Source organism: Paraburkholderia sp. RAU2J (assembly GCF_003634845.1).
Taxonomy (GTDB): Bacteria; Pseudomonadota; Gammaproteobacteria; order Burkholderiales; family Burkholderiaceae; genus Paraburkholderia; species Paraburkholderia fynbosensis.
In genome coordinates, this window is record NZ_RBXG01000002.1 from 630,720 (window position 1) to 651,702 (window position 20,983).

Below are 20,983 nucleotides of genomic sequence, written 5' to 3' on the forward strand. Positions count from 1 at the left end.
GGGTCAGTACGACTTCGGCAGCCCGAGCGCCTGCTCGGCGACGTAGCACAACGCGAGCTCCTGTGTCACCGGTGCGAGCAGCGGCAGCACGCTTTCGCGCAGGCCGCGCTCGACGTGGTACTCCGTCGCGTAGCCGTAGCCGCCGTGCGTGCGCACCGCACGCAACGACGTCTCGAAACCGGCCTCCGCCGCCAGGTACTTGGCCGCCGTGGCCTCGACACCGCAGGGCTTGCCGGCGTCGTAGAGCGCCGCCGCCTTCCACATCAGCAGTTCGGCCGATTGCAGGCGCATCCAGCATTCCGCCAGCGGATGCTGGATTGCCTGGTTCTTGCCGATTGGCCGGCCGAACACGACGCGTTCCCTGGCATAGTCGGTTGCCCGCGCCAGCGCTGTCTCAGCGGCGCCGAGCGCAGCAGCCGCGACGAGGATGCGCTCCGGATTCAGGCCGTGCAGCAGGTACCTGAAGCCCTGGCCTTCGTCGCCGATGCGATCCTCGACGGAGATCTCCAGCCCGTCGATGAACAGTTCGTTCGAGTCCACTGCCTTGCGCGCCATCTTGTCGATCTCGCTGATGCGCACGCGCGATCGATCGAGGTCGGTGTAGAACAGCGTGACACCGTCCATCGGCCGCGCGCATGCCTCGATCGCCGTCGTGCGGGCCACCAGCAGGATCTTGTTGGCGTGCTGCGCGGTCGAGGTCCAGACCTTCTGGCCGTGGACGATGTAGCGGTCGCCCGCGCGGCGGGCGAAGGTTCTCACGCGTGTGGTGTCGGAACCGACGCTGGGCTCGGTTACGCCGAAGCAGGCGCGATCCGAACCGTCGATCAACGGCGGCAGCATGCGCCGCTTTTGCGCCTCGCTGCCGAACACGACCACCGGCTGCGGGCCGAACAGGTTAAGGTGTACCGACGACACCGCCGCCGAGCCGAGCTTGCCGATCGTGCGCATCACCATTGCGGCCGCCGAGATGCCGAGGCCGGCGCCGCCATGTTCCTTGGGCATGGTCACGCCGAACCACCCGCCGCGGGCAACGGCGTCGCAAAACTCGCTGGGCCAGCGCCCATCGCGGTCCCGCTCGAGCCAGTAATCGGCGCCGAAGTCGGCGCAGCGGGCCTCGACGGCGTCGCGGATCGCAAGCTGGTCATCAGAGAAGTCGAAATTCATGCGGGGAGCTCCGGCAGCAGGCCTGCGGGGACGTCGACCGGCATGTCGAGCAGCATCTGCGCCATGCCCTTGCCAAGCGGGTCGTTGCGCAGCGACGCCATGCCGCCGCCGCCCAGCGCCCGCTCGCAGACGAGGTTGATGGCATGGATGCCGGGCAGCTCGTAACGGTGGACCGGCCCCTGCACCAGATGGCGGAGGTACTCCGCGACGCGTTCTGGCGTCACCTGGTCTCTCAGCACCGGCAGCAGGGCCGGATGCCGCGCGATGAGGCCGATGTTGGAGGTGTCGCCCTTGTCGCCGCTGCGTCCGAGCGCGATTCTCAGGAGCGGCACAGTCTGGCGTGGGCCCGCGGGCAGCGCACCCTCGATGGGCGCTAGCGGTTCCCGCGCGACCTGCGGTTGCGGTGGCGGCAGCGGCACGGTGAACGTCGTCTTGCCGAGCGTGACCGTCGGCGTCACCTGCGCCTTCGGAATGAGCCAGGCGAACTGCCGCAGCACCGGCGACACCGAGGGACGGCCACCGGCACCGGTCGTGCCGGGTGACCAGGACGTGCCGGGTGCGGCTAACTCACGGCTGAACATCGCCAGTGCGCGCCGGTCGGCATGCGTCACCGTCAGGCGCAACACGACTTCGCGCGTCGGCAAGGGGCGCGCATGCGGCCCGTAAGCCGATTCCGTGCCGAGCAGCTCGATATGGGTGGCCAGGAAATCCGCGAACCGGCTCTCGTGCAGTAGCCGGCGGCCGCGCTCGAGCAGCGCCTCGCCCGTGCGCTTGGCCTTCGCTGCGGCGTCGATCCCGACGATGGTGAGCTGCCCGGACACCTTGAAGCCCGCCGGCGCGGTGGCGCTGACCTTGTAGGTGCCGGTCGGCGGGCGGCCGCGCGCGCCGGTCACGAGCACGCGATGCGGCCCGGCCTGCTCGATGCGCACCTGGCGGAAGTCGCAGGTCACGTCCGGCAGCAGATAGTTGGCCGGATCGCCTATCTCGTACAGCAGTTGCTCCCCGACGGTTGCGGGCGTGACGAGGCCGCCGGTGTCCGCGGGCTTGGTGACCACAAAGCTGCCGTCTTCGCGGCACTCGACGATCGGATAGCCGATGTTTGCCCAGTCCGGCACGCTGGCCCAGTCCGTGTGCAGGCCGCCTGTCGCCTGGCAGCCGCATTCGATGATGTGGCCGGCCAGGCTGCCAGCGGCGAGCCGGTGGAAGTCGTCGGCCGCCCAGCCGAACTCGTGCATCAGCACGCCGAGGGTGACCGCACTGTCGACGCAGCGGCCGGTGATGACGATGTCGGCACCCGCCGCCAGGGCCCGTGCGATGGGCAGTGCGCCGAGATAGGCATTGGCCGTCACCAAGTGCTCCGGCATCGGCTCGCCGCTGCTCATTTCGCCCGTGCCGGCCGCTCGCATCGCGGCGGCAAGCGGGAGCACGTCGTCGCCTTCGACGATCGCGACCCGCACCGGTACGCCGAGTTCGTCGGCCAGAGCCCGCACCGCCGCGGCGCAGCCCTTCGGGTTCACGCCGCCGGCGTTGCTGATGATGCGGATGCCCTGCCCGACGGCCTGCTTCAGCACCGAGCGCAGCGCCACTGTGACGAAGTCGATGGCGAAGCCTTCCCCCGGCCGTTTCATGCGCGCGCCCGCGAGGATCGACATGGTGAGTTCGGCGAGATAGTCGAACACGAGGTAGTCGATGGCGCCGAAGCGCACCAGTTGCACCGGCCCGAGGCTGCTGTCGCCCCAGAAGCCCGAGGCGCCGCCGATGCGCACAACCTTGCCCGGCGTCGACGATGTCACTTGCCCGTCCATTGCGGTTTCCTTTTTTCCTTGAATGCAGCCAGGCCCTCGCGCGCGTCCTGGGTCAGGGCCAGAAGCCCGATCTGCCCTTCGCCGAAGGCGATCGCCTCGTCGAAGGACATCGAGCGCATCGCCTTCATCGCATACATGCCGCGCCGCAGCGCGGTGGGTGAGTTGGCGAGCAGCCGCGACAGCAGGCGCTCGAGCGCAGCGTCGAGGTCGTCAGCCACCTCGTTCACCAGACCGATCTCACGTGCCCGCGCCGCGTCGATGGGCTCGCCCGTCAGGCACAGCTGCGCCAGGCAGCGCAGCGGCAACTGGGCCTGCAGCACGGCGAGCACCTGCATCGGGAACACGCCCACCTTCACCTCGGGCAGGCCGAAGCTCGCGTGCCGGGCCGTGATGGCGAGATCGCACATCGCGAGCAGGCCCATGCCGCCGGCCATGCAGGCGCCGTTAACCCGCGCGACGAGCGGCACGTTCAGCGTGCGGGCCGTGCGCAGCAAGTCGGCATAGGCGCTGGTCGGCGTGGCGTAGTCGAACGCGAAGGCATCCCCGCCCAGGTCGGCGCCGGCGCAGAACGCCTCGTCGCCGGCACCGGTGAGCACCACCGCGCGAATCGTCTCGTCAGATCTGGCGCGGTCCAGCGCTTGCTGCAACGTGCCGATCACTTCCGCGTTGAGCGCATTACGGCGCTCCGGACGGTCGATGGTGAGAATCAGCCGCCCGTCCTGCCGGCTGGCGTGCACGACCTCGCTCATGCTTCGACTCCCGTGGACTCGCTGCACGCCGCGACTTGCGTCACACCCGCCTGCTCCATCTCGCGGATCTGCTGCGGCGAGTAGCCGGCCTCGGCCAGCACTTGCGCGCTGTGCTCGCCCAGCAACGGCGGCGGGCGCAGCGGCGGCAGCGGGGTTTGCGGCCATTCACTGGGCACCGCCATGGTTCGCAGCATGCCCTCGGTGGGATGCTCGAACTGCTGGAAGAACCCGATGTCCTGCAGGTGCGCGTCGTCCATCAGCGACTCGAAGGTGTGCGCCGGCAATACCGGGATGCCGAGCGGCTCCAGCAGCTCGCGCCATTGCTGCGTGGTCTGCGCTTTCAGCTTGTCGGCGAGGATCGTGTACAGCGCCTCGACATGCTGGGTGCGCGATTCGCCGTCGGCAAACCGCGGGTCGCTGTTGAACCGCTCGGCCTCCCCGACCACGCCCATGAAGGCCTGCCACTGTGCGTCGGTGTAGACGACGAGGCACACCAGGCCGTCCTGCGTGGCGTACGGCCGCCGCTGCGGGTTGAGCAGCCGCGGATAGCCGAAGCCGCCGCGCGGCGGGATGAACGTGTGGCCGTACAGATGATCGCCCAGCATCATCTGCGCGGTGGTCTCGAACATCGGCACGTCCACCGCCTGCCCGCAACCCGTGCGCTCGCGCGCGAGCAGGGCCGCGCAGATCACGCCGAACGCGTACAGGCCCGTGGCCCGGTCCGAGAGGTTGAGCGGGGCATAGCGCGGCACGTCGGAACCGGCCCGCACGCTGGCCTCGGGGATCGCGACGGCCGCCTGGATCAGGTCGTCGAAGGCGCGCGAGTCCGCATAGCGGCCGCGCTGGCTGAAGCCGAAGGTGCCGACGTAGACGATGCGCGGGTTCACCAGGCGCAGCGCCTCGTAATCCAGCCCGAGGCGCTGCATCGCCTGCGGCCGCACGTTGTAGACCAGCGCGTCGGCCGTCTTCGCCAGCTTCAGCAACGCTTCCTTGCCGGCAGGGCGCTTCAGGTCCAGCATGACGCTGCGCTTGTTGCGGTTCAGGTTGAGGAACAGCGGGCCGGCGCCAGAGCGCCCGCCGGGTCCGACGGCGCGCAGCATGTCGCCGCCGGGCGGCTCCACCTTGATCACGTCGGCCCCCAGGTCGGCCAGCATCTGCGTGGCCGAAGGTCCCATGACGACTTCGGTGATGTCGATGATGCGCAGGCCGGCCAGCGGCCCACCCTGGTTCGAGTCATTGCTCATTCTGTCCGCGCTCCTTTTTCCGGTCAGGAACCGGCTACGTCGGCGCCGTTGCCGCGGATGTAGGGCACCGGTCCGATGTCGCGCGCTGCGGCGAGGGCCTCGATCGCGTATCGGATCGAGACCGCGTCATTGAGCGAGTGGAACGTGCCGTCCTCGTTGAAGCTCACTTGCGCGCCTTCGATCCAGGCGATGGTGATGGTGTCCTCGGTGTTGTCCTCGGGGGTGTAGAAGGTGTGCACCGAGCCGGCGGGCTCGTACAGGTAGGAGCCTGCCGTCTGCCGCTGCTCGGGGTACTCGCGATACGCCCAGCAGCCCTGGATCGTCCACACCTGCGCCGTACCGGTGTGGTAGTGAATCGGCAGCGAGCAACCGGGTTCCAGGATGGCCATGAAGACCCACTCGCCGCGCTCCAGGTCAAGGCGCAGCGGCTTGATGTGGATGCCCGGAAAGACATCCCTGATCAGCGGGATCTGCTCGATGTTGACGGTCAGGAGCTTGTCCTGTGGCAGGGCGGGCAGCGGCAGCGGGGCGCCGGTGGACGTGGTGGGCTGCGCGAGCATTCTTGCGTTCATGAATTGTCTCCCGTTGTTACTGGATTTAAAGCAGTGGATGGAAGCCGCCCCCTGATAAGGAAGCCGGACGCAGGCTGCTCCGGCAAACAGCGCAGGGAGGCGGCGACCCCGCGCGGAAGAAACAGGAAGTCGCCCGAGGCGAGACCGAAGTCCTGCCCGTCGACACGTGCGTCGATCCGTCCGTCTTCGACGTAGAGAACCTGCTCGACGTCAGGCTCCGCGGTGCAGACCGATGGGCTGCCGGCAGGCATGCGCAGCGCCGCAATGTCGACCCAGCGCGCGCCAGCGGTCTCGCGGTCGATGAGGGGAACCGTGCCGGTGGCGGCGTCGCCGGCGGCAAGCACGCGCACCTTGCCGTGAGCGGGCGCGGCGGCAGCGTCGTCGGGTTCCGTGATCGTGTGCGCCGGGTTCTCGCCATACGGCGGCGTATAGACGACCAGCACACGCCCGGGCTGGTCGCTGGTCACGCGAAACGAATGGAATACGCCGGCCGGCACGTAGGCCCAGGTCCCGGGCGCCATCGCTTCCACGCTGCCCGCCGCCCCCGACTCGCCGGTTCCCTCGATCATGTAGGCGCATTGCTCCAGGTGGGGGTGCGCGTGCGCCCGCGCGCCGTGCGATTTCACGATCGTGCCGACCAGCACTTCGAGCGCCGTCGCGCCGACAGTCTCGCGGCCGATCACGCGCACGTTAGAGGTGCCGGTATGGTTCGCCGGCGCGTAGGCGGCAAGATCGGCCGCCCTGACCACGGTAGGTACGGGCTTCATTCGGGCTGGCTCCATGCGATCTTGACCGCCGGGGCGGCGGCCTGCGCCGCCATGAAGCCGGAGGCATTGGGATGGTTTTCCACGATGACGGGCCGGCCCTTGCTGGCGGGCAGCGATTGGTCGAGCACGCGCGCCCCGGCGTCCGTTCCGCTTCCCACCGGAAAGCGAATGATCATCTTGATGGGCTGGGCCGGATAAGGGGCCGCCGCCATCGCTTGCGACTCAAGGACGGGGGTAGCCGGGAGGAAGAGAAGGTTCCACATACGCATTGAACTCCAGTGAGGACTCAACTTCGAGGAGTTAAACTTAAATGACTAATGTTAGTAGTTTAGGCGTGCGTAAAGTGGCGTCAAGTGCGGGCTTACCCGACAGCCCGCCGCTGGGGCTCGGTGATCCCCGGCACGGTTTTCAGGGCGGACGCGGGGAGGTCGATCTCGGAGACGTAGCGGTCGCCCCGATACCAGGTCGCACCGGCGTACAGCACGTTGCCTTTGCCGTCAACCAGACGTCGCGACATCTTCGCGACGGGCGAGGCAAACGGGATCTTCAGCATATCGCACAGAGGAAAATCCGCGGGCATCACGGTCACGCGTTGCCGCAAGCGTTTGCAGCGCGCGCCCAGTTTGTCGAGCACCGCGGCGAGCAGCTTCCGCTTCATGACGATGTCCTTGGGCAGCGATTCGAAAACCGGCGCGGGCACATAGATTTCGGCGTAGCAGAACGGCTCGCCGGAATAGGTGTGCAGTTTGCGGACGCACACGTATTCGCCAGCCGGCCGGTCATCCGGCCCGAGCAACTCCTGCGGCATCAGGGTGCGGCGCCCGACTTCGAGTATCTCGAAGGCAAGCGCCTGCGGCGCGGCGAAGGGGTTGTTGATCACCTGTTCGAGGTCGCCCGTGGTGGCGGGCAGCGCTGCAACGTGGGTCCCCACGCCCCGCTGGCTGCGGATTAGCCCTTCCTTGGAAAGCAGCTCGTATGCTTGCCGGACGGTGATGACGGCGACGCCCAGGTCGTCCGCGAGTTGCGTGATCGGCGGCAGCTGCGTGCCGAGCGGGTACTCGCCCTTCGCAATTCGGTGCCGCAGCAGGGACGCCAGCCGGTGATATTGCGCAACGCCGCGCTCGGCTGGCAGTTCCGGCCGCTCGGTCCCAACGGGTCGCTCATCCGCCATCATATAAATCCTAATTAACCAACATTCGAATTATATGTCAGCGATAGGCGAGCAGCCCCTCGCGTTTCTGGCACACCCAAACAACGTCCCTTGCGGCTCATGCAAACCACGTGATGCCGCTTGCAGTCGTGCTGGACGTTCACTGACGCAAAGTCGTGGGCTGGTCCATGGCATCCATAGTGCTCGTTTCTTGATCGAAGGAGACGGTCATTCATTGCGTCCGTTCTGATGTGAGTCCAGAGTGCATTGGTGACTGGCCCAGCGCGCAAACGGCAAGTGTGTATATTCCCTTGCTTGACGGGCTGATATGGACGACCGTTCCACCTTGGAAGCGGCCCTTCAGTGGGCACAAGCGTCAACGGCTGAAGAGGGTCGATTTCTGCCAACTGGGCCGGGCAGGAGTCGACCTTGGTTGTATCAGATCTCGCGGCTTTCCCGGCCAGAGTGTCGCGACCGCGCCCGGTCGAACGCCAGAAACTAGTTCCGTCCTCGCTTCGGAGCCTTCTTCCTTTGCACGCCGATTGCGCCCGACCCGGCAGCACGCAGGATGCGACGAAAGGTGGGGCATTCCATGTGGCTCGATGCGGGGCAGGCAGCGGCGTGCCGCAGTCCGTCGCGCATGGCGCTCAGTCTGCGGATCGTGCTGTCCAGTTCCGCAGCCTTGGCCGCGAGCATCTGCCGATCGATGCGCGGTGGCCCCTCGGGCGCGAACATCAGCGCAATCTCATCGAGCGAGAAGCCTGCGGCGCGCCCCAGCGCGATCAGCGCCAGCCGTTCCAGTACGCCAGAATCGAACAGGCGGCGCAATCCGCGCCTGCCGGTAGAGGCAATTAGCCCCTTTTCCTCGTAGAACCGCAGCGTGGATGCGGGAACGCCGGACTGCTGCGCCACCTCGGCTATGTCTAGCTTGATCACCTCTTGACCTCAAGTCGACTTGAACTAGCATAGTTTAGCTTCCGCTCCGGGAGCTAGCTAAGGACGACAACCATGACTCTCAAACACCAGACCGAAAACGAGCAGACGGCGCTGTGGAATGGCAGCGCCGGACGTGCCTGGGTCGCCGAGCAGGAGGTGCTCGACCGGATGTTCAAACCTTTTGAAGACCTGCTCGTCGAGATGATGGGCGGTGACGGCGGGCACTGCGTGCTCGACGTTGGCTGCGGCACCGGCAGCACGACGCTGGCATTGGCGCGGCGGCTCGGCGTGAAAGGCCATTGTATCGGCGTCGATGTTTCGACTCCGATGCTCGCCACCGCCCATGCGCGCGCCGAACGGGAGGGATCGACCGCAAGCTTCATCCGCGCGGACGCGCAGACTTATGCCTTCGATCCGCAGAGCTTCGACAGGATCATGTCGCGCTTCGGCGTGATGTTCTTCGATAACCCGGTCCAGGCGTTCGCGAACCTGAGGCGCGCCGCGAGGGACGACGCCGAACTCCGGTTCATCGCCTGGCGGAGTGCCGCTGAAAATCCGTTCATGACGACGGCCGAGCGCGTCGCGGCACCGCTGTTGCCAAACCTTCCCGTCCGCAAGCCGGATGCGCCGGGACAGTTCTCCTTCGCAAAACGAAGTAGGGTCACCTCGATCCTGGAAGATAGCGGTTGGGCCGAGATCGACATTCGTTCGGTCGATGTTGGCTGCATCATGCCGGAAACGGAACTGATCGGTTATCTCACCCGGCTCGGTCCCGTCGGTCTGATCCTTCACGATGCGGACGAGGGGACGCGCAAGCAAATCATAGAAACTGTCCGCACCGCCTTTGATCCCTATGTGCACGGAACTGAAGTTCGCTTCACGGCTGCCTGCTGGTTGGTCAGCGCGCGAGCCGGCCTGCGTCACTCGCGCTAAAGGAGGCAGCCAGGGGGCTGAGGCCGTGGAATATCGGGTGTCCGCGCTTCCGGTCGGGAATATCCGCCGGGGCCAATGCTAGTTGCCCATCCGACTCCGAGGGATCAATGACCGCTATATCGAAGAGCCGCTGAACGGAGGCTTTGCGGTGCGGCGATCGCAGTGGGTCGAATTCTGCTCGTTGTCCTCTACCGGCAGGGCCCGGGCCACAAACGGCCAATGGACAACTCAATATAATGTTGTAACAATCGGTCATTGCGTATCAACAGTGAGCGATGACATCACAACTTGAGGCGTTCATCCAGTCCGGTCCTGTAAGACTCGCGGTGCAGGATCATGGCGGAATCGGGCCTGTCATGCTTCTGCTACACGGAGCGGGGCGATCGGCCGCTGATTGGATTCCAATGGCGCATTTGTTGACATCAATTCGACATGTCATCGCGTTGGACTTGCGCGGCCACGGACTATCGGAGTCGGGAGATTGGAGCGTCGATCTTGTTTTGAAAGACATAAGGGCCGTGCTTCAGAGCTATTCGACCACCAATATTTCGATCGCCGGCCATTCGCTCGGAGGAGTCTTGGCATTCCTTTACGCGTCGAAGTATGGCGGTGTTAGCCACGTAATCGATTTGGACGGGTTTGCGCTACTCGCCACCGAGTATGTCGGCCTTTCTCCCGAAGAAGCGGCGGCCTCTCAAGAAAGAGTGCGAGCTGAATGGGTGCGGCCGCAGCCGAACTTGACCGACAAGGCAGTAGCTAAGCTCGAAGAAAACTTAATCGAGGCCTACGGCCTTTCGCCGGCCGATAGTTCAGAGATTGTTAGGCGAGCGCTGAAACCACTTGGCAACCAAAGTCACTCGCTCCATACGGACATGCGGGCGATTCAGGGAATTCGCGCTTTGTATGGAGCATTTCTCCATGACGATAGCTTTTTCGACCTGATCCGCTCGATAAACGTCCCAACGTTGATCCTTCGCGCAAATCGGCTCAGCCTGCCGGCCCAACTCCCCGAGTGGCATAAAGAAATGCTTAAAGCATACTTCCTTGGAGTTCAGCGCCAAACTGACGCTTTGCAGTATTCCAGCCAGTTTTCGCTGTCTGTACGTGAATGCAGCCATATGATGATGTTGGAAGAGCCAAGGGCACTGGCTGCTGAAATAAACCGATTCCTCACCGCAGGCTAAGCGGCACTTAAGGCTGCGTACGCCCGCGGCGCTCACTACTCGAATGTCCGTTTTTGGTAACGGTGAGAGACCGCTGTGGGTGGTACCGAGCCGATCGCATGATTCACAGGTCTGCCGAAAGCATCATCCCCTTGCCGAACTGACCGGTTGTTTGGGAGGCGCTTGCTCGGAGCATAGCAGCTGTTTGCAAGAAATCTGACATGGTGACACTTAGAACTGGCCCACTTAGGGGCTGCCAACGCTCTTTCGGCGTCAGCGTTCCGATACTCCATTGAGACCCAGACGACGCGTTGTTTCAGACGAATTCGGGAGCTGCGCCGGGTACATGCCTGGCAGCCATTAGGGCGCACTGTTGAGCCAAAGCTTCGTAGCATTTCGACACGTCGCTACTAGCGCTACACCGCACGGCTATGATTTGGGGCACAGTGGCTCAACTGGGAACGCGAAAACGCTGCTCACTGCGTCGAAATTACGAAGATTGTGCTGCGGCGTTGGCGGCGCCGAATTTAAAGAAGAGCGCTTCTTGCAGGTCCCAGGAACTATAAGAAGGGGAATGCCGTGGCCAGGTGCAATCGCAATCACGAGGTTTTTTTCAGCGTAGGCCGGCGGCAGTTTCTTGGCTACACCGGCGCCGGGATGCTCGCGGCGGTGCTGCCGGTTGCGGGAACGACGACATCCATTCGACGCCTTATGACCAGACCATCGCGCTCGGTCAACAGATGATCCAGCAGGCCGTCACCGATCCGTCGAAACCCGTCGCGGCGATCTCGGTCGCGATGGTCAAGGGCAATACGGTGGTCTGGCAGCAGGCGTTCGGCCTGGCGTCGGTACCGGGGCAGACCAAGGCAACGCCGCAGACGCGCTTTAACATCGGCTCGGTCAGTAAGTTGTTTCCCGCGCTGGCGGCGACGATCCTCGTGGATCGTGGGCTGATCACGCTCGACACACCGATCGTCAAATACCTGCCGACCTTCACGATGCTGTCGCCGGAATACGCGCGGATCACCACGCGTCATCTGCTGTCACATGCGTCCGGTCTGCCCGGCACGAATGGGCGCAATCTCTTTACGTTTGAACCGGTCGCCGGCTACGCCGCCGACACCCAAGCCGAACTCGCCAACTCGCATCTGAAGCATCTGCCCGGTGAGTTGGCCGTCTATTGCAACGATGGCTTCACGATGGTCGAGCAGATCGTGCTCGCCATGACGGGTCAGAGCTTCGCTGATTTCGTCCAGTCGGCGATTCTCGCGCCGCTGAAGATGACCCACTCCAGCTACCTGACGAGCGTGCCGTCCAGCGGATCGTTCTCGCTGCCGTACGTGAACGGCACGCAGCATCAGGAATTCGTCAATGCGTACGCGACCGGAGGACTGAGTTCCACGCCCACCGACATGATGAATCTCGCGCAGATGATCTACGGCGGTGGGGTGTTCCGGGGACAGCGCATCGTGTCTGCAGCTGGCATCGCGCAGATGGGTACGGATCAGACAAAAAGCCTGACGATCAACCCGTCGCCCGAATGGCGCTGGGGTCTCGGTTGGGACACTGTGGTACAGCCGGCGCTCAACGCCGCAGGCGTGCTAGGCTGGGAAAAGGACGGCGGCACTGCGTTCTACTCGACCGAATTTTTCGTTGTGCCCAACTCGCAGTTCGCGCTGCTGGTGACCCGCAATACGGGCTACACGCCCGCGCGATTGCCGAAACGCTGGTGCTGTCGGCATTGAAGGAAGACGGCACGATTTCGTCGCTGCCAGCGAAGCTCGGTACCACAGCGCCGCCGGTCGCATCGGGGCCGGGCATTGCGAGCGGCGCGGGGATCTACGGCAATTCCGATTCGCCGTATCAGGTGCTTGCCAACGCGGACGGTAGCCTGCAGATCAACCAGTGGGACGCCGATACGGGAGGCTGGGCGCAGATCGGCGGCTACCGATACCGCAGCGACGGCTGGTGGTGGAGCGATACCGATACGGCGTCGTATCGCTTCGCAATCGTGTCGGGCAACGACAGTGAAGGAAATGCGTTCAACTTTCGCTATCTGATGAAGCGGGTCGTGCCGGGCGCGGGCTATGCGTATCTGACGCTGCCGGTCGGTCAGCAACTCGCCCCGCTGGCGGCGCTCGACAGCGCGTGGCAGCAACGCGTCGGCACACAATGGACATTGACCAACGATTCGCCGAGCGCCGTGCCGATTGCCGTTCTTGGCAATCCGCCGGCGTTTTTCGCGACACTTGCCGAGCTTCCGGGCTACGTGCTGTACGGCAATGAAGATCTTCGCTATCAACTGATCGTGCCGGTGAGCGATACGCTCGGCGGCATGTCGATCAAAGTGCCGGGCAATTTTGGACGCGACCTTTACGAGATCCGTTTCGCGTCGACCAGTGCGACGACGTTGACGATCGGCAGTTCGATTAACGCGCGGATCTGACAGTAGCGACGCAGGGTCGCATCGCGCGGTGCGCGAGTTGAAGGTCGACGGCTTGATTCGAGTTGGCGCATCGGATTCGCAAAGGACAATTCGATCTCGCGAGTCTGCGCCTCAAAGATCTCACTATGTCCCCCATCTGGAAGGCAGTTCTCTCAACTTGATAGTGCAACGGCAAAGCAGCGGCTTTTCTTTTGATCGCCTTTATTTGCACCAGATCCAACCTAAATCCGGTTGTTTAACGATTGATGCTCACCGTTGGTCTCGCGGCTTGGACCGTGGACCTTCTGTGCAATCGTGACCCATGCTGTCAGCCGGTCGTGGCCGCCGCAATTGCGGCATATCTGAAGGGAGGAACAGACGATGACGACCATCGTGATCACCACAAGTCCAATTTCCTTGTCGTGGCGACAGTGCTTGTCGCGATGATCAAAACCCTAGCGCGACCAAATCGTTGAAACGACGTGCTTCCGTCTGAACCACTCATGCCAAACCGGCCTGAGTATGAAAGTCGAGGTCCGCGACCGACAGGCCGGACAGATTGACAGACACGGTAGCCGATCAATCGCACGGTCCGCCTTCCAAGGAAGTTGCTTGGGGACAGATAGACTCACGTGCCGTGAAGCGCTTCACCAAGCGCATGAGTGGCGGCCGAGCCTCGCAAGCGGCGGGTCGCCACCTGCGAGGCCCATGCACGTTGTACGGCACGGCTGCCGAATCAGAACCCGGCAGCCAATCCGTCGCGGCGGCTGTCGCTTGCCGCCACGTAGCCGCGCTCCGGATCGTTGCGGTCGAGCTTCCAGATGTACTGGCCCGAACCGAAGTCCATGTACGGATCGTCGACCGACTTGATCGTGTGGCCCAGCTTCTGCAACGCCTCGGTGGTCTTCGGATCGAGCGTGGATTCGATGTCGATCGTGAAGTCGCGGTTGACCTTCCAGCGCGGCGCGTCGCACGCGGCCTGCGGTTGCTGACCGTAATCGAGCATCCGCACGATGGATTGCAGATGGCCTTGCGGCTGCATGTCGCCGCCCATCACGCCGAAGCTCATCACCGCTTCCTGCTGGCCGTTCACCTGCCGCGTGAGGAACGACGGGATGATCGTGTGGAACGGGCGCTTGCCGCCTTCCACGACGTTCGGCGACTTCGGGTCCATCGAGAAGCCGCAGCCGCGGTTCTGCATCGCAATGCCGCTGTCCGGCACCACGATGCCCGAGCCGAAGCCCATGTAGTTCGACTGGATGAAGCTGACCATCATGCCGCGCTCGTCGGCCACCGACATGTAGATCGTGCCGCCGGCCTTCGGCATGCCGAAGTCGAACTGCGTCGCGCGCTTGTGGTCGATCAGCTTCGCGCGCGACGTGAGGTACGCGTCGTCGAGCATCTGCTCGGGCGTGACTTCCATCGAACGCGGATCGGCCACGTAGCGGTAGACATCGGCGAACGCCAGCTTCATCGCTTCGATCTGCAAGTGCTGCGACTCGACGTTGTCGACTGCCAGCGACTTCACGTCGAATTTTTCGAGGATGCCCAACGCGATCAGCGCCGCGATGCCTTGGCCGTTCGGCGGAATCTCATGCACGGTGTAGCCGCGATAGTCCTTGCCGATCGGCTCGACCCAGTCCGCGCGGTAGTTGCGCAGGTCGTCGAGCGTGAGCGCCGCGCCGCCTTCGCGCGCGAAGGCCGCGATCCGCTCGGCGATCTCGCCTTCGTAGTACGCGCGCGGGCCAAGCTCGGCGAGCTTGCGCAGTGTCTTCGCGTGGCCGGGGAAGTGCACCAGCTCGCTCACTTCAGGCGCGCGGCCGCGCGGCATGAAGGTTTGCGCGAAGCCCGGGAGGTCCTTCAGTTCCGGCACGGCCGCCGCCCACTTGTAGGCGACGATGCTCGCCACCGCATGGCCGCGCTCGGCGATTTCGATGGCCGGCTCCATCAGGTCGGCGAACGGCAGCGTGCCGAACTTCTGATGCAGCGCTTCCCAGCCCGCGATCACGCCGGGCACCGTCACCGCATCCCAGCCGCGCTTCGGCTGCTTCGCGAGACCGTTTTCCTCACCGTACTTATGCTTGAAGTAATCGACGTTCCACGCCGCCGGCGAGACGCCCGACGCGTTCAGGCCATGCAGCTTCTTGCCGTCCCACACCAGCGCGAACGCGTCGCCGCCAAGGCCGCACGACACCGGCTCGACCACCGTGATGGCGGCGGCCGCCGCGATCGCCGCATCGACGGCATTGCCGCCTTTCCACAGCATGCGCAGCCCGGCTTGTGCGGCGAGCGGATGCGAAGTCGAAACGATGTTGCGCGCGAATACAGGCAACCGGGGCGTTGGATACGGGTTTAGCCAATTGAAACGTGTCATTAAAAACTCAAACGAAAGTGATGAGAGGGCAGTCGGCCGATTGAAGCGGTGATGGAATCCGGTTACGACTCGCGCGGATCGAGCGCATCACGCAGACCGTCGCCGAGCAGGTTGAAACCGAGCACGGCCAGGAAGATCGCGATGCCCGGGAAAATCGACATCCACGGCGCCTGGCTGACAAAATCCTTCGCGGTGTTGAGCATCGAACCCCACGACGGCGACGGCGGCAGCTGGCCGAGCCCGAGGAACGAGAGGCTCGCTTCGGCGATGATCGCGGTCGCGATCGTCAGGCTTGCCTGCACGATGATCGGCGCCAGCACGTTCGGCAGGATGTACCGCACGATGATCCGTGCGTGGCCAAGGCCGATTGCCCGCGCGCCTTCGACGTATTCCTCGGCCTTCACGGTGATCGCCTGGCCGCGCGTCAGCCGGACAAAGCGCGGCATCGCGGAGATGCCGATCGCGGCCATCGCGTTGGTCAGGCTCGGTCCGAGGAATGCGGCGAGCGCGATGGCGAGGATCAGGAACGGAATCGACAGCAACGCGTCGGCGATTCGCGAGATCACGCCGTCGACGAGCTTGCCGAAATAGCCGGCCAGCAAGCCGAGCGGCACGCCGATCACGACTGCGATGCAGACCGACACGACGCCCGCCAGCAGCGACGCACGCGCGCCCCACAGCAGACGGCTCAGCACATCGCGGCCGAGTTCGTCGGTGCCGAACCAGTGCGCGGCCGAAGGCGCCTGCCGCACGCTCATGAAGCTGGCCTGCACTGGGTCGTAATGTGACAGCCACGGCGCGAATACCGCCATGAAAACGATGAGCAGCACGAGCGCCGCGCCAAACACGGCGGCGCGATTGCGCATGAATTTCACGATTCCGCGGCGCTTGCGGCGCGGCAGTACGGTCGTCTGCGACGCAGCGGCCGATGCGTGAAGGGGGGCGGCGGGAGTGGCCATCAGCTGCGTCTCAGTCGGGGATTGAGGAGGACGTACAACACGTCGGCGCACAGGTTCACGACGATAAAGCACACCGCGGTGACTAGCACGACACCCTGCACGACCGCGTAGTCGCGATTGAATACAGCATCCACGATGAGCTTGCCGAAGCCGGGGATCGTGAAAACCTGCTCTGTCAGCACCGCACCCGCGAGCAGTTCGCCGAACAGCAGCGCGAGCACGGTGACAATCGGCACCAGCGCGTTGCGAAAAGCGTGCTTGACGACGACGGTGCCGCGCAGCAGCCCTTTGGCACGCGCGGTTCGAATATAGTCGGTGCGCAGCACGCTCAGCATCGCGCTGCGCGTGTGGCGCATCAATTGCGCGCCGAGCGAGGCGCCGAGCACAAACGCGGGCATCAGCATGGTCTTGATACTGAGCCAGAAGTCTTCGGTCGGCGACACGTAGCCGGACGACGGCAGCAGATGCCAGCGCACCGACACGAGGAAAATCAGCATGATCCCGAGCCAGAAGTTCGGGATCGACATGCCGGACAGCGCGAAGACGTTCGCTCCGTAATCGAGCGCGCCGCCGCGGCTTGCAGCGGAGATGACGCCCGCGGGAATACCGATACCGATCGCGAAGATCATCGCCATCGCCGCGAGCTGCAGTGTGACCGGCAGCTTCTGCGCGATCAGCGACATCACCGGCACGTCGGTGCGCAGCGACGCGCCGAGATCGCCATGCACGACGTCGCGGACCCACAGCGCGTACTGGGCCGGCACCGGCTCGTCGAGGTGGTACTTGACGCGCAGCGACGCGATCAACTGCGGATCCTGTTCTTCCCCTGCCATCGCCGTCACCGGATCGCCAGGCAGCAGCTTCTGCAGCCCAAAAATCAGCATCGACACGAGAATCAGCGTCGGAATCGCGACCAGCACGCGATTTGCAATGATCTGCAGCATGATGGGTCAGCCCTTGATACTGACGCCGCGCAGGCGGATCAGGCCGTCGGGATAGGGCGTGAAACCTTGCACCTTCTTCGAGAGCTCGAACGGCCACGGCTGGTTATAGACATAGATGATCGGATCGTCGTCGGCGAGCAGCTTCGACGCCGCGTCGTACTCCGTTTTGCGGTCCGCGGTGGTCAGTTTCACGCGCGCGGCGTTGAGCAACCGGTCGACTTCGGGATTGCAGTAATGCGCGTAATTGAGGTTGCCGGCGCACGTGTTGAACTGATGCAGGTTGCCGTCCGGATCGACACGGCCCGACCAGCCGAGGTACATCGCCTCGAAGTCGCCGCTGTGGGCGGCATTGAGTTCGGTCGCGTAGTCGGTCGGCCGCAGCTTCAGGTTGAAGCCAGCTTCGCTGACCATCGCCTGCATCATCTGCACGATCTGGCTCGACACCGTGTTGTTCGGGTAAGTGAACTCGATGTCGACGTGCTCGTGGCCCGCCGCCTTCAGCAGCGCCTTCGCCTTCGCGATGTCGCGATGCGACAACGGCAGCGACGCGTTGTAGTACGGGCTCGACTTCGGCACCGCCTGATTCGCCGGCGCGAAGATGCCCGCGCCGATCACCTGGTTGATCGCGTCACGGTCGATCGCGAGTTCGAATGCCTGCCGCACGCGCTTGTCTCTCAGCACCGCGTTGCTGCGCTTGCCGTTGCCGATGTTGAACGTAACGTAGTAGTAGCCGAAGCCGCTGACCGGCGCGAACTTGTAGTTTGTGTCGCTCTTGACCGACGCGACATCGGACGGCGCGAGGCGCTCAAGCATGTCGAGCGAACCCGAGCGCAGATTGGCGAGGCGCACGGTGCTGTCCGGAATCGGTAGGAAGACCACGCGCTGGATCGGGTATTTGTCGGCGTCCCAGTAGCCAGGGAATTTCTCGAGCACGACGCGATCGTTCTGCACGCGCTGAACGAACTTGTACGGACCCGAACACACCGGATGCGCGGCAACGCCGGCCGGATCGGCGAACGTCTTCGGCGCGAGCATCATGCCGGCGCGGTCGGTCAGCGTCGCGAGCAGCGCGGCGTCCGGCTGCTTCAACACGATTGCAACCGTGTAGTCGTCGATTACGTCGACGTGATCGACCGACGCAAGTTCGCTCTTGCGGTTGCTCGTCTGTAGCGTGCGGTCGCGGTCGAGGTTTGCCTTGACGGCGGCCGCGTTGAACGGCTCGTCGTCCTGGAACTTCACCCCTTGACGCAGCTTGAACGTCAGCGTCTTGCCGTCGGCGCTCGTCGTCCACGACGTTGCCAGCATCGGGACGATCTTCTGGTCGGGCGTGATATCAACCAGCGCGTTGCACATCGACGCAAACACGATCCGGTCGACGAGCTGCACGCTGCGGGCGGGGTCGAGCGAACCGATGTCGTCCTGCAAGCCGATCCGTATCGTCTGGCTGGTCTGGGCCATCGCGGCGCTGGCGCTGAGTGCGAGCGCTGCGGCAATCAACATTCTTCGCATGAGGACTTCCCTTTGTTTCCAATTCATAAAATGGTTTGGTGAAGGGGCAGCGGCGCGGCGCGCGGCTCAATTCTTCACCCGAATTTCATCTCGACCAACGGCTCAGTCGCCACCGGCCGCGGCCAGCGTCGTTTGGCGGTTGCGGTAGATCGCGAGCCGCTCGATCAATTTCGGGCTGACGCTCGTGGCCAGCGGCGCGCCTGCGCCGGCGTTCTGGATCTCGCGCCAGAAGTGGCACGCGACCTGCCGTCCGTCCTCGAGTCGTTCCCTGGTTGGCCGCGCTTGCGCGCAGTACGGCTTCGCATGCGGACAGCGCGTATGGAAACGGCAACCGGAAGGCGGCGCGGTCGGACTCGGCAGATCGCCGGACAACGCAGGCTTCGCACGCCGCTCGTGCGGGCTACTCGCCGGAATCGCGCGCAGCAGTGCTTGCGTGTACGGATGCAGCGGCGCGTCGAACAGTGCATCGACATCGGCCAGTTCGACGATCTCGCCGAGATACATCACGGCGACGCGGTCGCTCATATGGCGGATCACCGCGAGGTCATGCGCAACCATGATCAGCGTGAGGCCGAGGTCCTGTTTCAGTGTCTCGAGAAGATTGATCACCTGCGCCTGCACCGAGACGTCGAGCGCCGACACCGGCTCGTCGCCGACGATCAGCTTCGGCTCACCGGCCAATGCGCGCGCGATGCCAATCCGTTGTCGCTGGCCGCCGGAGAATTCGTGCGGGTAACGGTCCGCGTAGGCCGGTTGCAGGCCGACCGTGCGCAGCAGTTGGGCGACGCGCTCGCGGTGCTCGGCGTTGTTGCGCGCGAGCCCGTGCAGTGCGATCGGCTCGCCGACGATCTGGCCGATGGTCATGCCCGGATTCAGCGACGCGAACGGATCCTGAAAGATGATCTGCATTTCGCGGCGCAGCCGCCGCAGCGGCGCGCCTTGCTGATGCGTGATGTCCTTGCCTTGATAGAAGACGCGGCCGTCTGTCGAGTCGATCAAACGCAGCAGCAGGCGGCCCAGCGTGGACTTGCCACAGCCAGATTCGCCGACGATCGCGAACGTCTCGCCGGGTTGGACCGCGAACGACACGTCGTTGACTGCATAGACGGTTGGCGTGCGCGTAAAGAGCTGCCGCGTACCGCCAAAATGCTTTGTCAGCGAGCGCGCCTCGATGATCGGCGTCGGCGAATTCGAGGCCGGGTGTGCGTGCGGCGTCGGTTTAGTGGGCGTCGTCATGCAATTTCCTTGCGCAATAGCGGCGCGGCGATCTGTTCGACCGGAGCGAGCCAGCATGCGACGCGATGCGCGCCGGCGATCACCCTGTCGGGCGGCGCGGCGTCGATGCAGCGTTGCTCGGCGAACGGGCAGCGCGGCGCGAAGCGGCAGCCGTGCGGCATCAACTCGGGCGACGGCACTGAACCGCGGATCGTCGCGAGCGCGCCTTCGCGCTTGCCGACCGACGGAATCGCACCCATCAGGCCGATCGTGTAAGGATGCTGCGGGTCGTCGAACAGATCGGCCACGGTACCGTATTCGACGATGCGTCCCGCGTACATCACCGCCACGTGGTCGGCGACTTCCGCGACGACGCCGAGGTCGTGCGTGATCAACACCATCGCAGTGCCGGTCTCGGCTTGCAGATTCTTCACGAGCGCCAGCACCTGCGCCTGGATCGTCACGTCGAGCGCGGTCGTCGGCTCGTCGGCGATCAACAGGCGCGGGCTGTTCGCGAGCGCCATCGCGATCATCACGCGTTGGCGCATGCCGCCGGAAAGCTGATGCGGGTACGCATCGAGCCGGGTTTCCGGGGCCGGGATCCGCACCAGCCGCAGCATCTCGAGCGCCTGCTCGCGCGCCTGCCCGCGCTCGACATCGCGATGCCGCCGGATGCTTTCGCCGATCTGCTCGCCGACCGTGAACGCCGGGTTCAGCGACGTCATCGGCTCCTGAAAGATCATCGACAGCCGGTTGCCACGAATGTCGGCCTGTTCGCGCTCGGACAGCGCGAACAGGTCCTTGCCTTCGAAGTGCGCGGTGCCGGCGACGCGTTGCGCAGGCGGACTCGCGAGCAGCCCCATCAGTGCGAGCGACGTCACACTCTTGCCGCAGCCGGATTCACCGACGATGCATAGCGTCTCGCCAGTGCCGACTGAGAACGACACGTCGTGGACGAGGTTCGGCACCTCGGCGGCGCGCGAGAACTTCAACGAAAAGCCGCGGACCTCCAGAACTGGTCGGCGGGCGGCATCGGTCATGCTGGGAAACTCCATATCGCGCTGCTAGTCCTGT

The 20,983-nt window shown here is 64.5% G+C and carries 19 protein-coding genes; 4 read left to right on the plus strand and 15 right to left on the minus strand.

Features of this window, described 5'->3' with window-relative positions; all coding sequences use genetic code 11:
- Positions 1–3: 3 nt before the first annotated feature.
- From B0G69_RS20270 to B0G69_RS20310, 9 genes are all read right to left on the minus strand, one after another.
- Complete coding sequence (locus tag B0G69_RS20270; protein WP_121320433.1) at positions 4–1,164, minus strand: acyl-CoA dehydrogenase family protein; 1,161 nt, start codon at positions 1,162–1,164, stop codon at positions 4–6.
- The gene (locus B0G69_RS20275) at positions 1,161–2,969 is read right to left on the minus strand and encodes an acyclic terpene utilization AtuA family protein (protein ID WP_121320435.1); all 1,809 of its coding nucleotides are present in this window, start codon (positions 2,967–2,969) and stop codon (positions 1,161–1,163) included. The genes B0G69_RS20270 and B0G69_RS20275 overlap by 4 nt, the downstream gene beginning before the upstream one ends.
- Entirely contained in the window at positions 2,954–3,718 is a 765-nt protein-coding gene (locus B0G69_RS20280) for an enoyl-CoA hydratase-related protein (protein WP_121320437.1), read from the minus strand. The genes B0G69_RS20275 and B0G69_RS20280 overlap by 16 nt, the downstream gene beginning before the upstream one ends.
- On the minus strand, positions 3,715–4,962 hold the full coding sequence (locus B0G69_RS20285) for a CoA transferase (RefSeq protein ID WP_121320439.1): 1,248 nt from the start codon (positions 4,960–4,962) through the stop codon (positions 3,715–3,717). The genes B0G69_RS20280 and B0G69_RS20285 overlap by 4 nt, the downstream gene beginning before the upstream one ends.
- Before the next feature lie 23 nt (positions 4,963–4,985).
- Complete coding sequence (locus tag B0G69_RS20290; protein WP_121320441.1) at positions 4,986–5,534, minus strand: 2,4'-dihydroxyacetophenone dioxygenase family protein; 549 nt, start codon at positions 5,532–5,534, stop codon at positions 4,986–4,988.
- A complete protein-coding gene (locus B0G69_RS20295; RefSeq protein WP_121320443.1) occupies positions 5,531–6,301 on the minus strand; it encodes a cupin domain-containing protein in 771 nt (256 codons plus the stop codon). The genes B0G69_RS20290 and B0G69_RS20295 overlap by 4 nt, the downstream gene beginning before the upstream one ends.
- Positions 6,298–6,564, minus strand: a complete 267-nt coding sequence (locus B0G69_RS20300; protein WP_147440743.1) for a hypothetical protein — start codon at positions 6,562–6,564, stop codon at positions 6,298–6,300. The genes B0G69_RS20295 and B0G69_RS20300 overlap by 4 nt, the downstream gene beginning before the upstream one ends.
- A gap of 98 nt (positions 6,565–6,662) precedes the next feature.
- Entirely contained in the window at positions 6,663–7,475 is an 813-nt protein-coding gene (locus B0G69_RS20305; protein ID WP_241991403.1) for a GntR family transcriptional regulator, read from the minus strand.
- A gap of 474 nt (positions 7,476–7,949) precedes the next feature.
- A complete protein-coding gene (locus B0G69_RS20310; RefSeq protein ID WP_121320449.1) occupies positions 7,950–8,387 on the minus strand; it encodes a helix-turn-helix domain-containing protein in 438 nt (145 codons plus the stop codon).
- A gap of 72 nt (positions 8,388–8,459) precedes the next feature.
- Here B0G69_RS20310 and B0G69_RS20315 point away from each other — a divergent pair, with 72 nt between their 5' ends.
- The 4 genes from B0G69_RS20315 (at position 8,460) to B0G69_RS41945 (ending at position 12,929) form a co-directional block, all read left to right on the plus strand.
- Positions 8,460–9,320 (plus strand): methyltransferase domain-containing protein, encoded by an 861-nt coding sequence (locus B0G69_RS20315; RefSeq protein ID WP_121320451.1) that lies wholly within the window; start codon positions 8,460–8,462, stop codon positions 9,318–9,320.
- 275 nt (positions 9,321–9,595) lie between these two features.
- Positions 9,596–10,504, plus strand: a complete 909-nt coding sequence (locus B0G69_RS20320; protein WP_121320453.1) for an alpha/beta hydrolase — start codon at positions 9,596–9,598, stop codon at positions 10,502–10,504.
- Between the two features lie 719 nt (positions 10,505–11,223).
- Positions 11,224–12,228 carry a serine hydrolase domain-containing protein gene (locus tag B0G69_RS41940; protein ID WP_241991404.1) on the plus strand — a complete coding sequence of 335 codons (1,005 nt, stop codon included), beginning with the start codon at positions 11,224–11,226 and terminating at the stop codon, positions 12,226–12,228.
- Positions 12,213–12,929, plus strand: coding sequence for a hypothetical protein (locus B0G69_RS41945; protein ID WP_241991405.1), 717 nt, complete (start codon positions 12,213–12,215; stop codon positions 12,927–12,929). Before B0G69_RS41940 ends, B0G69_RS41945 begins: the two co-directional genes overlap by 16 nt.
- A 715-nt stretch (positions 12,930–13,644) precedes the next feature.
- Here the strand turns inward: B0G69_RS41945 and B0G69_RS20335 are convergent.
- From B0G69_RS20335 to B0G69_RS20360, 6 genes are all read right to left on the minus strand, one after another.
- A complete protein-coding gene (locus B0G69_RS20335) occupies positions 13,645–15,282 on the minus strand; it encodes a gamma-glutamyltransferase family protein (protein WP_121320455.1) in 1,638 nt (545 codons plus the stop codon).
- A 62-nt stretch (positions 15,283–15,344) separates the two neighbouring features.
- A complete protein-coding gene (locus B0G69_RS20340; protein WP_121320457.1) occupies positions 15,345–16,241 on the minus strand; it encodes an ABC transporter permease in 897 nt (298 codons plus the stop codon).
- On the minus strand, positions 16,241–17,185 hold the full coding sequence (locus B0G69_RS20345) for an ABC transporter permease (protein WP_121320460.1): 945 nt from the start codon (positions 17,183–17,185) through the stop codon (positions 16,241–16,243). Before B0G69_RS20345 ends, B0G69_RS20340 begins: the two co-directional genes overlap by 1 nt.
- Positions 17,186–17,191: 6 nt before the next feature.
- Entirely contained in the window at positions 17,192–18,694 is a 1,503-nt protein-coding gene (locus tag B0G69_RS20350; RefSeq protein ID WP_121320462.1) for an ABC transporter substrate-binding protein, read from the minus strand.
- Positions 18,695–18,796: 102 nt separating this feature from the next.
- A complete protein-coding gene (locus B0G69_RS20355) occupies positions 18,797–19,930 on the minus strand; it encodes an oligopeptide/dipeptide ABC transporter ATP-binding protein (RefSeq protein WP_121320464.1) in 1,134 nt (377 codons plus the stop codon).
- On the minus strand, positions 19,927–20,949 hold the full coding sequence (locus B0G69_RS20360) for an ABC transporter ATP-binding protein (protein ID WP_121320466.1): 1,023 nt from the start codon (positions 20,947–20,949) through the stop codon (positions 19,927–19,929). The genes B0G69_RS20355 and B0G69_RS20360 overlap by 4 nt, the downstream gene beginning before the upstream one ends.
- Between the last annotated feature and the right edge of the window lie 34 nt (positions 20,950–20,983).

Coding starts and splice junctions, on each gene's coding strand:
- B0G69_RS20270 (WP_121320433.1), bottom strand. CDS start 1,164: ATGAATTTCGACTTCTCTGATGACCAGCTTGCGATCCGCGACGCCGTC.
- B0G69_RS20275 (WP_121320435.1), bottom strand. CDS start 2,969: ATGGACGGGCAAGTGACATCGTCGACGCCGGGCAAGGTTGTGCGCATC.
- B0G69_RS20280 (WP_121320437.1), bottom strand. CDS start 3,718: ATGAGCGAGGTCGTGCACGCCAGCCGGCAGGACGGGCGGCTGATTCTC.
- B0G69_RS20285 (WP_121320439.1), bottom strand. CDS start 4,962: ATGAGCAATGACTCGAACCAGGGTGGGCCGCTGGCCGGCCTGCGCATC.
- B0G69_RS20290 (WP_121320441.1), bottom strand. CDS start 5,534: ATGAACGCAAGAATGCTCGCGCAGCCCACCACGTCCACCGGCGCCCCG.
- B0G69_RS20295 (WP_121320443.1), bottom strand. CDS start 6,301: ATGAAGCCCGTACCTACCGTGGTCAGGGCGGCCGATCTTGCCGCCTAC.
- B0G69_RS20300 (WP_147440743.1), bottom strand. CDS start 6,564: ATGTGGAACCTTCTCTTCCTCCCGGCTACCCCCGTCCTTGAGTCGCAA.
- B0G69_RS20305 (WP_241991403.1), bottom strand. CDS start 7,475: ATGATGGCGGATGAGCGACCCGTTGGGACCGAGCGGCCGGAACTGCCA.
- B0G69_RS20315 (WP_121320451.1), top strand. CDS start 8,460: ATGACTCTCAAACACCAGACCGAAAACGAGCAGACGGCGCTGTGGAAT.
- B0G69_RS20320 (WP_121320453.1), top strand. CDS start 9,596: ATGACATCACAACTTGAGGCGTTCATCCAGTCCGGTCCTGTAAGACTC.
- B0G69_RS41940 (WP_241991404.1), top strand. CDS start 11,224: ATGATCCAGCAGGCCGTCACCGATCCGTCGAAACCCGTCGCGGCGATC.
- B0G69_RS20335 (WP_121320455.1), bottom strand. CDS start 15,282: ATGACACGTTTCAATTGGCTAAACCCGTATCCAACGCCCCGGTTGCCT.
- B0G69_RS20340 (WP_121320457.1), bottom strand. CDS start 16,241: ATGGCCACTCCCGCCGCCCCCCTTCACGCATCGGCCGCTGCGTCGCAG.
- B0G69_RS20345 (WP_121320460.1), bottom strand. CDS start 17,185: ATGCTGCAGATCATTGCAAATCGCGTGCTGGTCGCGATTCCGACGCTG.
- B0G69_RS20350 (WP_121320462.1), bottom strand. CDS start 18,694: ATGCGAAGAATGTTGATTGCCGCAGCGCTCGCACTCAGCGCCAGCGCC.
- B0G69_RS20355 (WP_121320464.1), bottom strand. CDS start 19,930: ATGACGACGCCCACTAAACCGACGCCGCACGCACACCCGGCCTCGAAT.
- B0G69_RS20360 (WP_121320466.1), bottom strand. CDS start 20,949: ATGACCGATGCCGCCCGCCGACCAGTTCTGGAGGTCCGCGGCTTTTCG.